Annotated in this window: 15 protein-coding genes; 6 read left to right on the top strand and 9 right to left on the bottom strand. The window is 47.6% G+C overall.

Features of this window, described 5'->3' with window-relative positions; genetic code table 11:
* Positions 1–141 precede the first annotated feature (141 nt).
* From VP472_RS01680 to VP472_RS01670, 3 genes are all read left to right on the top strand, one after another.
* Complete coding sequence (locus VP472_RS01680) at positions 142–930, top strand: sugar phosphate isomerase/epimerase family protein (RefSeq protein ID WP_146276078.1); 789 nt, start codon at positions 142–144, stop codon at positions 928–930.
* A gap of 54 nt (positions 931–984) precedes the next feature.
* Complete coding sequence (gene tmrB, locus VP472_RS01675; protein ID WP_077721765.1) at positions 985–1,578, top strand: tunicamycin resistance ATP-binding TmrB; 594 nt, start codon at positions 985–987, stop codon at positions 1,576–1,578.
* Between the two features lie 180 nt (positions 1,579–1,758).
* Positions 1,759–2,043 (top strand): antimicrobial peptide LCI, encoded by a 285-nt coding sequence (locus VP472_RS01670; protein WP_017419366.1) that lies wholly within the window; start codon positions 1,759–1,761, stop codon positions 2,041–2,043.
* A gap of 45 nt (positions 2,044–2,088) precedes the next feature.
* Here the strand turns inward: VP472_RS01670 and nadE are convergent, their stop codons facing one another.
* On the bottom strand, positions 2,089–2,907 hold the full coding sequence (gene nadE / locus VP472_RS01665) for an ammonia-dependent NAD(+) synthetase (RefSeq protein WP_007409061.1): 819 nt from the start codon (positions 2,905–2,907) through the stop codon (positions 2,089–2,091).
* Between the two features lie 134 nt (positions 2,908–3,041).
* Complete coding sequence (locus VP472_RS01660) at positions 3,042–3,638, bottom strand: DUF1989 domain-containing protein (protein ID WP_011996295.1); 597 nt, start codon at positions 3,636–3,638, stop codon at positions 3,042–3,044.
* 124 nt (positions 3,639–3,762) lie between these two features.
* On the opposite strand from VP472_RS01660, the gene VP472_RS01655 reads away from it, so the two are divergent.
* A complete protein-coding gene (locus VP472_RS01655; RefSeq protein ID WP_070081336.1) occupies positions 3,763–5,091 on the top strand; it encodes an amino acid permease in 1,329 nt (442 codons plus the stop codon).
* Between the two features lies 1 nt (position 5,092).
* On the opposite strand, the gene VP472_RS01650 is transcribed toward VP472_RS01655, so the two are convergent.
* From VP472_RS01650 to VP472_RS01640, 3 genes are all read right to left on the bottom strand, one after another.
* Complete coding sequence (locus VP472_RS01650; protein WP_101562683.1) at positions 5,093–5,854, bottom strand: YqcI/YcgG family protein; 762 nt, start codon at positions 5,852–5,854, stop codon at positions 5,093–5,095.
* 64 nt (positions 5,855–5,918) lie between these two features.
* On the bottom strand, positions 5,919–6,548 hold the full coding sequence (locus VP472_RS01645; RefSeq protein WP_007409057.1) for a LysE family translocator: 630 nt from the start codon (positions 6,546–6,548) through the stop codon (positions 5,919–5,921).
* A 63-nt stretch (positions 6,549–6,611) separates the two neighbouring features.
* Positions 6,612–7,073, bottom strand: coding sequence for a MarR family transcriptional regulator (locus VP472_RS01640; RefSeq protein WP_017419364.1), 462 nt, complete (start codon positions 7,071–7,073; stop codon positions 6,612–6,614).
* A gap of 114 nt (positions 7,074–7,187) precedes the next feature.
* Here VP472_RS01640 and VP472_RS01635 point away from each other — a divergent pair, with 114 nt between their 5' ends.
* A complete protein-coding gene (locus tag VP472_RS01635) occupies positions 7,188–8,720 on the top strand; it encodes an MDR family MFS transporter (protein WP_146276076.1) in 1,533 nt (510 codons plus the stop codon).
* 41 nt (positions 8,721–8,761) lie between these two features.
* Here VP472_RS01635 and VP472_RS01630 read toward each other — a convergent pair whose 3' ends face one another.
* The 4 genes from VP472_RS01630 to VP472_RS01615 form a co-directional block, all read right to left on the bottom strand.
* Positions 8,762–9,715, bottom strand: coding sequence for an L-lactate dehydrogenase (locus tag VP472_RS01630; RefSeq protein WP_017419362.1), 954 nt, complete (start codon positions 9,713–9,715; stop codon positions 8,762–8,764).
* Positions 9,716–9,985: 270 nt separating this feature from the next.
* The gene (gene amyE, locus VP472_RS01625; RefSeq protein ID WP_146276074.1) at positions 9,986–11,965 is read right to left on the bottom strand and encodes an alpha-amylase; all 1,980 of its coding nucleotides are present in this window, start codon (positions 11,963–11,965) and stop codon (positions 9,986–9,988) included.
* A 229-nt stretch (positions 11,966–12,194) separates the two neighbouring features.
* Positions 12,195–12,683: a DUF6773 family protein gene (locus tag VP472_RS01620; RefSeq protein WP_064107321.1), complete on the bottom strand. Its 489-nt coding sequence runs from the start codon at positions 12,681–12,683 to the stop codon at positions 12,195–12,197.
* Positions 12,684–12,774: 91 nt separating this feature from the next.
* Positions 12,775–14,208: a YfcC family protein gene (locus tag VP472_RS01615; protein ID WP_003156632.1), complete on the bottom strand. Its 1,434-nt coding sequence runs from the start codon at positions 14,206–14,208 to the stop codon at positions 12,775–12,777.
* Between the two features lie 134 nt (positions 14,209–14,342).
* Here VP472_RS01615 and VP472_RS01610 point away from each other — a divergent pair, with 134 nt between their 5' ends.
* Positions 14,343–15,464: a M20 peptidase aminoacylase family protein gene (locus VP472_RS01610; RefSeq protein WP_094247259.1), complete on the top strand. Its 1,122-nt coding sequence runs from the start codon at positions 14,343–14,345 to the stop codon at positions 15,462–15,464.
* The last annotated feature ends 21 nt before the right edge of the window (positions 15,465–15,485 follow it).

Raw genomic sequence — 15,485 nt, 5'->3', positions numbered from 1 at the left:
TAATACTTTGACGCAAAAAAGCGCTAAACAATTTGTATGCCGCACTGACACCCTGCTTATAAAAGTGTCTGCCCTTTTCACCTGTTTATCCGTATCTCACCCGGGGAAAAGTACACATATACAGTTACGGGAGGATTACCGATGAAACTGAGTTTTTGCACGACAGGATTTAAAAAAAAGCATATTTTCGACATCATTTCTTTCGCAAAGGAGCACTCCTTTGACGGAATCGAACTGTGGTACGGACACGCTAAACAATATATAGAGGAAATCGGCCCGCTCGACAGGCTTGATCAGCAGCTTCAGGAGGAAGGCATCGGGGTGCCTGCCGTCAGTTTGTACACTGACTTCGCCGCTCAGGATGAAAGGCAGGCGTTAAAGGATGTTCAAAGGGCATTAAGCGCGGCACGACAGCTGCACAGCCCCTTGATCAGAGTCTTTGCCGGCAATCTTCCTTCGCATCGGACGTCACCGGAAAAGTGGCAACGTGCGGTTGATCAATTTCAGCAGTCGGCACGGCTCGCAGATGACTATGAAGTCGATATCGGGCTTGAGATTCATTACGATACGTACGCGGATACACCGGAGGCGGCGCTGGCATTTTTGGAGGATGTCGGCCATCCGCGGGTCCGCACCATTTTTGACGGCTCCAACCTACGCGTCAATCACGTTGACCAAATGTCCGCTTTAGAAAAGCTGTATCATACCGTAAGCCATATTCATCTGAAAAACTATCACTGGAATTTTGACAACTGGTATCTCAGCAAGCCAACTCCGATTTTTCAAGGAGATCTCGATCAAAAAGCATTTTTAAAAGAGCTGATGAACAGACAATATGACGGTTTTGTTTCTCTTGAGTATTTTGGAGAACATGCCTTTACGCATATAAAGGAATCGCTCCGGGAATATACGTCTGTTTTTTCCCGCTGACTCTTCGATCGAAGGGTCTTTTTTTGTATCATATAGAAAAAGGGGGATATCATGATGATCATTTGGATAAATGGGGCTTTCGGTTCCGGAAAAACACAAACAGCGTTTGAACTGCACAGAAGACTGAAACCGTCTTACGTATATGATCCTGAAAAGATGGGGTTTGCGATGCGTTCGATGATACCGCCGGATATCGCTGAAGATGACTTTCAAAGCTACCCTCTATGGCGGGAATTCAATTACAGCATGCTTTCCTATTTGTCAGATACATATCAGGACATCATCATTGTGCCCATGACCATTACGAACGATCAATACTTCCATGACATTATCAGCAGGCTGAGACAGGATGGCCGGACCATTCACCACTTTACCCTGCTGGCTTCAAAGGAAACATTGCTGAAACGCCTGCGCACCAGAGCGGAAGGAAAAAGCTCCTGGGCCGCAAAACAAATCGACCGCTGCATCAACAGCCTGTCTGATAGCCTCTTCACAGAACATCTCCATACAGACCAAATGTCTATTCAGCAGGTCGCAGAAACGATCGCTGCCCAAGCAAATCTGCCTCTTGAGCCTGATTCGAGAGGCAGCCTTCGAAGATTCACCGACAAATTAATGGTGAAGCTGAATCATATCCGTATCAAATAAAAAAATGTTTTGAAAACATGTCCCTGATCCATGCAAATGGATCAATAAATAAAAAGTCCCTCCGAAGAGATGTTTTTTTCAATTTAAGAAAAAAATTTTAGAAATAAAGGAGGAATTATATGGATAATCGTCTAATTATTAACACTGTAATACATTTCATTTGAAAAGGGAGTGTTCGAAATGAAATTCAAAAAAGTGTTAACCGGTTCTGCGCTGTCTCTTGCCTTACTGATGTCTGCCGCTCCTGCCTTTGCCGCATCACCAACAGCATCTTCATCCGTGGAAAATAGCCCAATCTCAACGAAAGCAGATGTTGGCATTAATGCCATCAAGCTCGTTCAAAGCCCTGACGGCAATTTCGCTGCTTCTTTCGTTTTAAACGGAACAACGTGGATTTTCAAAAGTAAAACTTATGACAGCGGCAGAGGGATTTGGATAGGGGTTTATGAAAGTGTAGATAAATAAAAACGATAACAAAAACCTCCCTTTCAAAAGGGAGGTTTTTTCATTCTATTTCCACCAATCATCAAACATTGATGCCGGCACCTGGCGCTTGTGCTCCGTACTGAGGTAGCGTTTTTCCAGCGCCTCAATCACTTCGGAAGAAACGTCCTTGCCTTCTAAATAATCATCAATGTCATTGTATGTGATGCCGAGTTCGGTCTCATCCGTCTGCTGCGGTTTTTCATCAAGCAGATCGGCCGTCGGTAATTTCAAATACAGGCGTTCCGGCGCGCCGAGCTCTTCTAATAAACGTCTGCCCTGGCGTTTCGTTAATCCGGTCAGCGGCAGCAGATCAGCTCCGCCGTCACCGTATTTCGTGAAGAAACCGGTCACCGCTTCAGCCGCATGGTCGGTTCCGATGACAAGCAGCCCTTCTTGTCCGCCGATGGCATATTGCGCGATCATCCTCATTCTGGCTTTTACATTTCCTTTGTTAAAGTCAGACAGCTGATCGCCCGTGTCTTTTTTGTACTGATCGGCGAACGCGCTGACAGCGGACTTAATATCAAATGTCCATGATTTATCAGGTTTAATGAATTTGAGCGCCAATTGGGCGTCATCCTCATCCTGCTGTGTGCCGTGCGGAAGACGGACGGCGATAAATTCCGCGTTTCCGCCTTCTTCTCTGATGCTTTCAGCCGCCAATTGGGCGAGGCGTCCCGCAAGCGTGGAATCCTGCCCGCCGCTGATGCCGAGCACAAAGCCTTTGGCACCTGTTTTTTTCAAATATTGTTTCAGAAAGTTCACTCTGTCCTCAATTTCTTGTTTCGGATCAATTGAGGGTTTTACATGGAGATCATTCATAATTTGTTTCTGGATGCTCATCCCAATCACTCCTCCTGCATTGTTTCTTTATGATTCATTTCCCGTTCATGCTGAAAATGAATCATGCCACTATGTACGACTCTTTGTTAAATATAGCACAGGTGCGGATTTTAAGTGAATCAAATACACCGGGATCAGCTGATTTCCACCCGCAGCGCCGTGATGCTGTCGCCGTTGCATTTTCCTTTTTCGATCGGACAGGATGAAAATGCAACGACGAGATCCATTTCCGCACGGAGCCGTACATAATCACCCGCGTCAGAAAGAGGCGTTTCGACTGATAAGTTCCCCTTCTCATCGAGCACCGTGTTCATAAAGATGGCAAATGGGTAATGCATATGCGGCCGCGGCACCCCGAACGGTTCAAGCGCCCCGCTCATATTGTCATAGCACGTATCCTGGAGCTCATCTTTATGCTTTCCGTATAAAAGCCTGTTCATATCCGGACGGCAGGCGGGAAGCAGCAGGTCATGCTTGCCGACTGTATCCTCAATCAGCGTCAGCATCGGCTTGTATAAATTCGAATAAATATGATCACCCGTTTTTACATGAATGGACTGGTTGGCATCGATCGTCGCGCCCTGATCAAGATGTTCATAAAAATCCTTGGCATGATATGCCGTAAAATCAGCCACCTGCTGTCCTTCCACATCGACAACTTTTATAATCTGCCCTTTGTGAACCTTCAGGCCGAGCCCTTTTTTCGGCGGTACGATAAATTGCTGTGTCATCAGACTGCTCCTTTTTTTCTTCTATTATGAACTCCGGCCGTTTGTTTCATGTAAAGCAATTTATTGGATGTATATTCCCCTTCTGACGGCCGCAATCTAAGCTTTGATAAAGGGGTTGAACTTCATGGGTAAATCACAGGACCAGCCTAAAGGAAATCTCGCTTGGTGGCAGCTCTCCTTAATCGGTGTCGGCTGCACAATCGGGACGGGCTTTTTTCTCGGGTCCAGCATCGCTATTGTCAAAAGCGGATATTCCGCGCTGATCTCATTTCTTATTGCCGGGCTCGGCACCTATTTTGTCTTTGAGCAGCTCGCGAAGCTTTCGGCTAAACAGCCCGAAAAGGGGTCTTTTTGCGCTTATGCGAGAAAGGCTTTCGGCACTTGGGCCGGTTTCAGCAACGGATGGGTGTACTGGTCGTCCGAGATGCTGATCACGGGAAGCCAGCTGACAGCGATCTCGCTGTTTACGAAGCATTGGTTTCCGAATGTGCCGCTGTGGATTTTCGCCTCCATCTATGCGGTGCTCGGTCTTTTGATTATATTTACGGGGCTGTCCGTTTTTCAAAAAACGGAAAATGTGCTCGCTGTTGTCAAGACGGCGGCGATTTTTATGTTTATCGTGATCGCCATATTGGCGCTGTGCGGTATATTTTCTCATAAACCGGATGTGCAGGTGCCGAACGAATCGAAGGATTTGTTCCTGCACGGAGCGATGGGGTTATGGACGGGACTGATTTATGCGTTTTACGCCTTCGGAGGAATTGAAGTCTTGGGGCTGATGACCGTACACTTGAAAAAACCGGAGGAAGCCTCAAAATCAGGCCGGCTGATGCTTGCCGTACTTGCGGTGATTTACGTCATTTCTCTCGGCCTGGCGCTGCTGTTAGTGCCGCTGGGCAAATTCACCGAACAGGACAGCCCGTTTATTACATCGCTGAAGGGTTTTCATTTAGATATCATTCTTGATATTTTTAACGGAATTTTTATTATTGCGGGATTTTCCACGCTCGTCGCCTCGCTGTTTGCCGTGACGACATTGCTTTGTACAATGGCCGATGACGGGGATGCGCCGAAATGCTTCAGATTAAAGGAAAACAAAAAAATCTGCTGGCCCGCGCTCGGATTGACGTTTGCCGGACTCATCGTCTCCATCATCCTGTCATTGGTGCTGCCGAAAAATATATATGAACACATGACAACCGCGGCGGGCCTCATGCTTCTGTATACGTGGCTGTTCATTTTGTTCTCGGGCAAGAAACTGCTTGAAACGACAAAGATGGGAACCGTACAGATTGTTATCGCCCTTGTGCTGATTGTCGCGGCCGTCTCCGGGACGCTGTTTGAGAAATCGAGCCGGCCCGGTTTTCTGGTCAGCCTTTGTTTTCTCGCCGTCATTGCGATCGTGACATGGATCGTACAAAAAAAGCAGGGACACAGCCCTGCCGGATCATAGCTTATTTCATCGGTTTAAACAGTCTCTTCAAATAAGAAAAAGGACACTTTGACACTTGCGTCTCATCATCACGGAGGAAATATTGCTTCCATTCTAAATTGTCTTTTCCTCCGTACCACCCCAATCGGGGATGAAGAGGGGCTTCATCATACGCCTCTAAGCGTTTTCTGATCAGCCGGCTCATGTTTCGTCCGAATGCGGTTGAATCGTTTAATCCTTCGAAAACCCATCTCGGCTGAAACGCCAGCATAAAAAACGGGAAGCTTCTGCTTTGTCTCGCTTCATGCGCAGGCGTCGCGCACAGAATAAAATACGGTTCGCCGTCAAAGCAGAACTCCCATTTATAATGTTCAGGGTCTTCCGGCATGTCTTCCGGCCAGTCTTTCGGGTCGCAGCCGCTCAGCCGGTTTAAAAAAGACCAGAACAGCTCTTCATACGCCTCAACGGAATAATGCTCAGCTAAATCCTCAGGCGTATCAAAAATCACAAGCAGCGACGCGTATCTTCCGGTATTCCTTGAGATCTTTCCGTACTCTGACAGCAGCATCCCCACTTCCTCCGGGGTTCCCTCTTCGCGGGGATCACCCGCAAAGGATATCCGGAGCTGATCTGTCAAAAATCCCTGACGTCCGGGAATGCACGGAAACGTATCCGCTTTATCGCCTACTTTTTCTGATAGAAGCTCAAAAGCGATTCTCTGCCAATTTGGCAGATCCAACAACTTTTCCTCAAGGCAACTTTTTGTGTACAGCCCGCTTGCCATCGGCCCACCTCCAGTATCGTCATGATACGTTATGACGGAGATAGGCGATGGGTGACTCTTCTATTTATGAGATGAGCATTTGAATCCCCTGCCATCCGAAATAAAACCCGAAAACGATCAAAGACACACCCGCCGCTCCCGTCAGCCAGCGGAGCGCTTTTTCATGAAGGAGATTTCTGAAAGTGCTCGCGGCGACCGCCATGCAGAAATCCCAGATCAAAATGCCGAGAAGAATGCCCGAGCTGTAAATCAAAAGCTGATTTGCATCGAAGGATTCAGCCGTTTTGGCGAGAATGCTCCCGTATATGCCGAGCCAGAATAAAATGCTCAGCGGGTTGGAAAGAGAAATAAAAAATCCCGCGCCGAAAGTTTTGTAAAAAGCCGGTTTTCCTTTTCCGCTTCTGACATTCATGGCTTCCCTGATATTTTTTAACGTTTCGACTCCCGTGTAGGTCAGCACGAAAAAACCGAAGAGCCACAAAAACGTTTTTACAAAAGGAGCGGTCAAAAATTGAGACAGCCCGAAATAGATCAGAATCATATACAGCCCGTCCGCGGCCATAGCGCCGAGACCGAAAATCCATGCATGCCAAAAGCCATTTTTGATGCCTTTGTCAATTTGCGCCGCATTGACCGGTCCGACAGGTGCTGACAATGACAGCCCGAGAACGATGTAGCTTAAAAAGATGTTCATTGGCTTCCCCCTCATTCATGCAACTTGTACAAGTTATTCATGAATGGGCCGTGCTATGATATTTTATTTTAATTTCTCAAGCTCGTCTTCCATTATGTCCGTCACTTTTCCTAAAAAATCGAATATCAGCCGCAGTTCTTCTTCTTTATATTGCCGGCAAAGGCTGATCGTGGACTGGGATAAGGAGCTGAACAATTGCTTCACATTCGCTTTTCCGGCTGTCAGCGGCACGATTATCACCCGCCGTTTGTCTTCGGGGTCTTTTTTCCTCATGACATATCCCGCTTTTTCGAGCCGGTCAATGAGCGCCGTTACCGAACCTGTGCTGAGGCCGGTTTTTTTCCCAAGCTCGCCTGCGGTCATCGGGCCTGCTTCATTTAAGATATCAGCTGATTTCAAATCGGTCGGAAACAGACCGAGAGATTGAGCGGCCGCCTGATGAAACAGGATCGTCCTTGTGGCCATCTTCCGGAATAACTGTATGGCGGTTTCCTCCGTCTCGCTTCTGGTATTTCTTGTTGACAACTGACAGGCCTCCCTATAAAATCAATTTATCTTGACGATCAAGATAATTTTCGGCAAATCTAATATGATCATAGCAAATTTAATGATCAAAAGTAAGTATGGGAGGAAAAAAGCATGGAACAAACAGCCGCGAAGGACGCCACGACAAAGTTTGTCGTCATCGGTCTTTTGCTGGGCATTTTAATGTCGGCTATGGATAATACAATCGTTGCCACTGCGATGGGAAATATCGTGGCGGACCTCGGAAGTTTCGATAAGTTCGCGTGGGTGACGGCATCATACATGGTAGCCGTTATGGCCGGTATGCCGATTTACGGAAAACTGTCCGATATGTACGGACGCAAACGTTTCTTTTTATTCGGTCTTATTCTTTTCTTAATCGGATCTGCATTATGCGGAATCGCCCAAACAATGGATCAGCTCATTATTTACCGCGTCATTCAGGGAATCGGCGGAGGCGCGCTGATGCCGATCGCCTTCACGATCATTTTTGATTTATTTCCGCCGGAAAAACGCGGAAAAATGTCGGGCATGTTCGGTGCCGTTTTCGGCCTTTCCAGTGTTCTCGGGCCGCTTTTAGGCGCGCTCATTACCGACTCCATCAGCTGGCACTGGGTGTTTTATATCAACGTGCCGATCGGTATTTTATCATTGTTTTTCATTCTTCGTTATTATAAAGAATCCCTTGAACACAAGAAACAGAAAATCGACTGGGCCGGCGCGATTACGCTGGTGGTTTCCATTGTCGGTCTGATGTTCGCTCTTGAGCTCGGCGGAAAAACGTATGATTGGAACTCCGTGCAGATCATCGGTCTGTTCGCTGTGTTCGCCGTGTTCTTTATCGCCTTTTTTATCGTGGAAAGAAAAGCGGAAGAACCGATTATCTCATTTTGGATGTTTAAAAACCGTTTATTTGCTACGGCACAGATTCTGGCGTTCCTTTACGGAGCCACGTTCGTCATTTTAGCGGTGTTTATCCCGATCTTCGTTCAGGCTGTGTACGGAAGCACCGCGACAAGCGCGGGCTTTATTTTGACGCCGATGATGATCGGTTCTGTTATCGGAAGTATGATCGGCGGAATTTTCCAGACGAAAGTGCGGTTCCGCAATTTAATGCTGATTTCCGTGGTCGCTTTCTTTATCGGAATGCTGCTGCTTTCCAATATGACACCGGATACGGCGCGTACGATGCTGACGGTATTCATGCTGATCTCAGGATTCGGCGTCGGCTTCAACTTCTCACTGCTGCCGGCTGCGTCCATGAACGATCTGGAGCCGCGTTACCGCGGAAGCGCCAACTCAACAAACTCGTTTTTGAGATCATTCGGTATGACGCTCGGTGTGACGATTTTCGGAACCATCCAGACGAATGTGTTTACCAACAAGCTCACAGATTCATTCAGCGGCATGAAAGGAGCAGGCAGCGCGATGCAGAACATCGGAAATCCGCAGGACATTTTCCAGGCCGGCACGCGCGCTCATATTCCGCCGCACATTCTGGATCGCATTATTGACGCCATGTCGCAAAGCATCACATATGTATTTACGCTTGCGCTGGCGCCGATCGTCATTGCGGCCGTTACCATTTTGTTTATGGGAAAAGCGAGAGTAAAAACCTCTCAGGAAATGGCGAAAAAAGCGAATTAAAAAAAGCAGTACATGGCGTTTGTCATGTACTGCTTTTTTGTTTACTCTGCGAAATGCGGAGCGAGAATATCTTTCAGCACGTGTGCGCTGCGGCTGAATTGAGCCTGTTCTGTTTCATTCAGCTCAAGTTCCGTCACGCCTGCGATGCCGTTCCGATTGACGACGGCCGGAACGCCGATAAAGACGTCGTTTACACCGTATTGGCCGTCCAGATATGTGCTGACGGTTAAAATGCTGTTTTCATTACGCAAAATCGCTTTTGTGATGCGGGCGAGGCTCATCGCCACTCCGTAATATGTCGCGCCTTTTTTCTCGATAATATGGTAGGCCGCGTTTTTCACATCGTCAACGATCTGATCCAGCTCGTCCTGTTTGTAAGCTGCATTTTTCTCCAGCAATTGCTGTACCGGCACTCCGCCGATATTGGCGTGACTCCATACAGGAAGCTCGGTATCGCCGTGCTCACCGATAATGTGGGCGTGTACGTTTTGCGGAGCGGCGCCGAAGTATTCACTCAGCATATAACGGAATCGCGCAGAATCCAGTGTCGTGCCGCTGCCGATGACGCGTTCTTTCGGCAGGCCGCTGAATGTCCATGTCGCATAAGTGAGAATGTCGACCGGGTTTGTGGCAACGAGGAAGATGCCGTCAAATCCGCTTGCCATTACTTCACCGACAATGCTTTTAAAAATGGCGAGATTTTTTTCGACCAGCTCAAGTCTCGTTTCGCCCGGTTTTTGATTGGCCCCGGCACAGATGCACACGATATCGGCATCCTTGCAATCCTCATATGTGCCGTAAGACGTTTTGACCGGATGAGGCGCAAATGCCTTTCCGTGATTTAAATCCATGACATCGCCCATGGCTTTTTCTCTATTTACATCAATGATCACAAGCTCATCTGTGATCCCTTGGTTAATTAACGCAAATGCATAACTGCTTCCAACAAAACCTGCTCCGATTAATGCTACTTTGTTCACTCGTTCGTTCATCATGTATGCTCATCCTCCAGTGTTTCGTGGTGTCTGTTTTTAACTTGTGAAGTATTTCACATTTATATTGTGCAATACTTCACAAACTTTTGCAAGAGAAAAGTTTGATTTTTGGACAAAAAAATATCGGTGATGGTTTCCAGATTGTTGACAACATCCTAAAACGGAACCGTTTTAGGATGTTGTCATCTTTTCAGCGTGATTGAAGATGCGCTGTCCTTTTCCCAGAAGCAAGGGTTTGCCGGCACGCTGATGTAATGATAGCCCTATCCATTAATGCGGAAGATAACCGTTTAAACCGGAGTTGTTATACAAACCATTCTGCACATAATCAAATCCGGGCTGGTTCTGTCCGGGCACTTGGGCGCTGCCATTGTTAAAAATCACTTTGGCATTAGCCGTATCCGCATTCGCAGGCAGCGTCAGCGTGTAAATTCCATTTGCATTCTTAGTCATTGCTTTCCCCGGCCACGATCCGGTTAATTCTATGGCCCTGCCTCCATCATGTTTGTAAATATAAGCATTTACCTGGCCCCAATGATCCGGATTTTGATAGCCAATGATGTTGGTTTGGGCCGGGTCTTTTTTGACAAACGTGTATTCTTGGGTTCTCTCTGCACCCTCGCCGTTCGTTCCGGTTAACTTGATGTTGTATGTCGTGCCGATTGGATCTCCTTTCCCGATCGTTAATCGGTCTCCATCCTTAAATGCTGTCTGCTGCCCATTATTGATTTGGTAAACGGCTTTTGTTGTTTTCGCATTTGCACGCAGGGTGACCGTCAGCTGATCATTGAAAGAATGGACTGCCCCCGTTTGGTAATTCTCAAGAAAGACCTGAGGCGCATTTCCAATATCATCAGAATAAAGAACAGCCGCGGATCTGGCATTGATCGTACCTGTCAGTTTGCCGTTCGCCACTTGAAATGAACCGGCGCCGGCCCTATTATCATACCTGCCGTCAGGCAATTTCGTTGAAGTATTGACGGTGACAGAAGACGATCCTGCATTAGCCAGCACAACGCCTTTTGAGCCGCGCTGATTCATAAATATTTGATTGTTCCCATTCGGATTCGAGAGTTCCTCAGGCTGCCCGGCCATTACATTGTGAAATTGATTGACCGCGGTGATCGCCTGATCTTTAAATAAGGCGCTCCCGCGATCTCCTATTTGACTTTTTCCGGGAAATCTTACACCATTTCCTCCGCCCTCAGGTCTGGAAAAGAAAAGAGGGGTGCTTCCTGAGCGGGAACCAATCACTGCCCAGCCTAAACGAATATCGTCATCACTCATCCATGTGGACTCTTCCTCATCATTGGCATACGTATCATGTGATTCCACCCATGTGACTAACTTGTCCGCAGACACGTCAGATGCATAATGGGAGATATTCGACACACTCAGATTACGGTTCTTTAAAGCGGATCTGATGGAATGCCCATAGTTAGAAGCCGTCACATTCATATAATTCGCATAAGCAGTATCTCTGGACGCGCTGTCTTGCAGGATTTCTCCGTATTGGAACTCCGCCGATGTATTGGTGATATTCGGCCAAAATCGGCTGCCGTAATTCCCATCATCCGGAAGCTCTATATGCTTGGCGGCATCATAGCGGAACCCGTCTGCTCCGTCATTCAATGCTCTTTCCAAGAAACGTTTCAGATAGGCCTGCACCTCAGTATTCTGTGTATTCCAATCATACAGCCCAAGCAATGAATTTTGAGTGACGTCCCACCTGTCCGACCAATTTTTAATTTGTGTGTTTCCATGGGTCCAGTTTGGAATACGCTTAATCTCGTCAGAAATCGCGGCGTAATCGCTGGTGGTATGATTGATAACCGCATCGACAATGACTTTTACGCCATACTTTTCCGCGGCTGCACACATGTCCTTAAATTCTTGTTCAGTGCCTAAGTAACGGTTGCCGATTTGGTACGATGTCGGCTGATACAGCCAGTACCAGTTCCTCATGCTTTTATCTCCTTGGTTCCCTTCCTTTACTTGGTTAATCGGAGACGTCTGAATAGCTGCATAGCCCGCATCACGAATATCTTTCATATTTTGTGTTAACGTATTGAACGACCAATTCCAGGCATGAAGGATGGTCCCGTTTTTGACCGATGACGCGGCCGCCTCATTCGATTTGTTTGCAGTTTCAGCGTTTGCAGCCGCCGGGCCTGACAAAACCAAATGAAACAGCAATAAAAATCCGGCGAATAACGGCAGTAAAGAGGTTTTGAATCGTTTTTCAAACATTTTTGACACTCCTTATTTCATTTTTGAAGACTGACTGCGGAGTCAAAAATTCCTCTTACTCTTTCTTCAGCTCCTTTCAACTGTTGTGAAGACTGGAGAATTCTGTTAACGCTTACATTTCAACTTATCACACTCTCTCTATCAAAGCAACGTGACAGAGTGAATTCAAATCTATATTCCTATCAAATCAAAAGACTTCCCGATTTCAAACAAAAAAAGAAACCACCTGTCAAGATGATTTCTTTTTTATTTCTTTTATCGCTCTTCTGTAAGACAGCTTCACAATGACATACCGAAGCAAAAATAGAACGCCTCCGCAGACGATAAAAAGAAAGATCATTTTCAGCCAAGCAAAGAATGTATGGGGAAACCCCCTGTCGTACATCGTAAGCGCCGCCACCGCAAAAGTGACCGCAATTGAATCTATCCGCTGCTGCTTCACCCGCTTTTTCAGTTCTTCTTTGGTGTCTATTCTCGGCATGAGCATTCCCGACGCTCCCGCCCTGATGCAATAATAAACAATTATAATGAAGAAAACCGCCAAGCTTCCGGCCCATTCCCTAAATGGACAGTTCAGAACAAGTCCGCGTACGATGATGTCAAGCAAAGACAGTGTGCCCACAAGCATTCCGACTTCTGACCAAATCATTCGTTCTTTCTCTTTCACACTCTCACTCTTTCCATTCACGTTTGAAAGTCCGTTCCGACGCTGATTCATGACTTCCTCCCGTACTATTAAGAATGGCTTACAACTCCCATTATATCTTGCCGATTCATAATGATAAACCGAAATATCATTGACAAAATGTTTAATAAGGACCCCAATTGATCAGGACGCCTATGCAGATAAACACGAGGCCGATGACAAACCAAATCAGCGCCAGCGGAATCATGAAGCGAAGCCACTTTACGTACGGAATGCCGCTGGCAGCCAGTACGGCCATCAGCACGCCGGAAGTCGGATTGACACAGTTTACGACGCCTTCCCCGAGCATGACCGCTTCAACCGCGACCTGTCTCGTGATGCCCATCAGATCGGCAAGCGGCGCCAAGATCGGAATAAATACGACCGCCTCCCCTGAGCCCGATGATATCAGAAAATGAAGCAGGGCGCTGGAAATATACATTCCGATTGCGCCTGCCATCGGGCTGAAACCGTGCAGCAGTGACGCAAGCCCATTGACTACCGTATCAAGCAGCTTTCCGTGTTCCAGAATAACGGAAATGCTTCTCGCCATTCCGACGATCAGCGCGCCGTAAACGAGGCCCTGACAGCCTGTAATAAACGTTTTTGCGATATCATTTGCCGCCATTCCCGCAATCAGGCCTGACACGATTGAGATAAAAATGAACACGGCGGCCATCTCTGAATCAGACCAGCCAAGAGTAAGCGCGCCGTATAAAAAGCCGGCAAGCGACAAAGCCGCGACAGCCAGAATCAATTTATGGCGGACGGTAAACGGGACTGGCTTGTCCTCCGGATCGGAAGCCTGCGGGATTGAACCTGCCGCCGGAAACCAATCGTTTCCCAGCAGACTGGCGTCCTTTGCTTTTCTGAGCCTTCTCGTATACCGATAAATATATAAAATAGATGATAGCAGAAAACAAATGTAGACGGCAATCCGCAGGCCGATGCCGGAAAACAGCGGCAGCTCCGCGATGCTTTGTGATAACCCGAGCGGTGAAGGTGATAAAATCGTCGCGTTAAACCCGGCATAGCAGCCGATATAAATGACGGCCGCTCCGGCCACGGCGTCCCATTTCAGCGAACGGGCGACGATCAGGCCGATCGGAATAAAACCGATCACGGAATTAACGACGATGCCGGTTGTGCCGAGGATCGAAAATAGAGATCCGACAATCGCAATAAACAGCAGCTGTTTTGTGCGGAACGTACTGATGACATTACTGATCAATCCATTGATGGCGCCCGTTTTCTCCAAAATCGCAATGGTGCCGCCCGTAAACAGGATTAAAAAAATAATCGGCGCGGAACTTGTCATCCCTTCCTGAATCGCGGTAAAAAAAGCGATCGGGCTGACAGGAGACTGGTCTAAAGAATGATAACTTCCCGGGACGGCGGACGTCACACTGCCCTTTGTCACCCTGTCAAATTCCCCCGCGGGAACGATGTACGATGCTATCGCGCATAGTAAAGCGACAATGAACAGCAGCACATAAGCATCAGGCATCACAAACAATTTCTTCTTTTTCAATACAGGTTCGGCCTTCGGCACAGCCATAACATCACCATCCCGCTTTAAATTTATAAACTATTCAGAAAATACAGATATGTGCTATATTATATACAGACCGATTGCCTGTTTTCAATATCAAAAAATAAAAAACAGACAGCTTTTGAAGGAGGACTTACGGCATGAACAGACTCACAGAGCATGAAAAGCAAGTCATTATGGACATTTTTGACCACCTGCACGCCAATCCCGAAGTAAGCTGGAAAGAATATCAAACAACTGAATATCTGACTGAAAAACTGAAAGAGGCCGGCTGCCGAATCCGTACGTTTGATGATTGCACCGGTGTTGTCGGCGAAATCGGAGAAGGCTCGCCCGTTGTGGCTGTCCGGGCGGATATTGACGCGCTGTGGCAGGAAGTGGACGGTGTCTTCCAGGCGAACCATTCATGCGGACATGATTCACATATGACGATGGCGCTCGGCACGATGATGCTTTTAAAGAGTCAGCCGAAGCTTCCGAAGGGCACCATCCGCTTTATTTTTCAGCCGGCTGAAGAAAAAGGCGGCGGAGCGCTGAAAATGATTGAAAAAGGCGTACTGGATGATGTTGACTTCTTATACGGCGTGCACGTGCGCCCCGTACAGGAAACGGCAAACGGCCGATGCGCACCGTCCATTCTGCATGGCTCAAGCCAGCATATAGAAGGCCTGATTATCGGAGAAGAAGCCCACGGCGCGAGACCGCATCTCGGGCTTAACAGTATCGAAATCGCCGCTCTTCTCGTCCAAAAACTCAGCTTCATTCATCTTGATCCCGGCATCCCGCATTCCGTGAAGATGACAAAGCTTCAGGCAGGCGGAGAAAGTTCCAATATCATTCCGGGAAAAGCATCGTTCAGCCTTGATCTCCGCGCACAAACCAATGCCGCCATGGAGAAATTAACCGCCGAAACCGAAAGAGCCTGTGAGGCGGCGGCTGCCGCATTCGGCGCAAAAATCGAACTGCAAAAAGAACACAGCCTCCCGGCAGCCGAGCGAAACAAGGAGGCGGAAGCCATCATGGCATCTGCGATCAGCAGCATTCTCGGAGAAGAACATGTGGATGAACCTCTTGTGACAACCGGAGGAGAGGATTTTCACTTTTACGGGTTAAAGGTTCCGAACTTGAAAACGACGATGCTCGGCCTAGGGTGCGGCCTGGAGCCTGGACTTCACCATCCCCAAATGACATTTGACCGAAGCGCCATCTTTACTGGCGCTGAGATATTAACGGCCGCCGTCCTCAAATCGTTTGAAGCATAAAAAAAAGCAGCCCGTTACAGG

Origin of the sequence: Bacillus sp. MT(2024), assembly GCF_036362845.1 — a bacterium.
In the GTDB taxonomy this organism is placed as follows: Bacteria; Bacillota; Bacilli; order Bacillales; family Bacillaceae; genus Bacillus; species Bacillus velezensis.
This window is presented reverse-complemented; position numbering and strand designations above follow the sequence as displayed.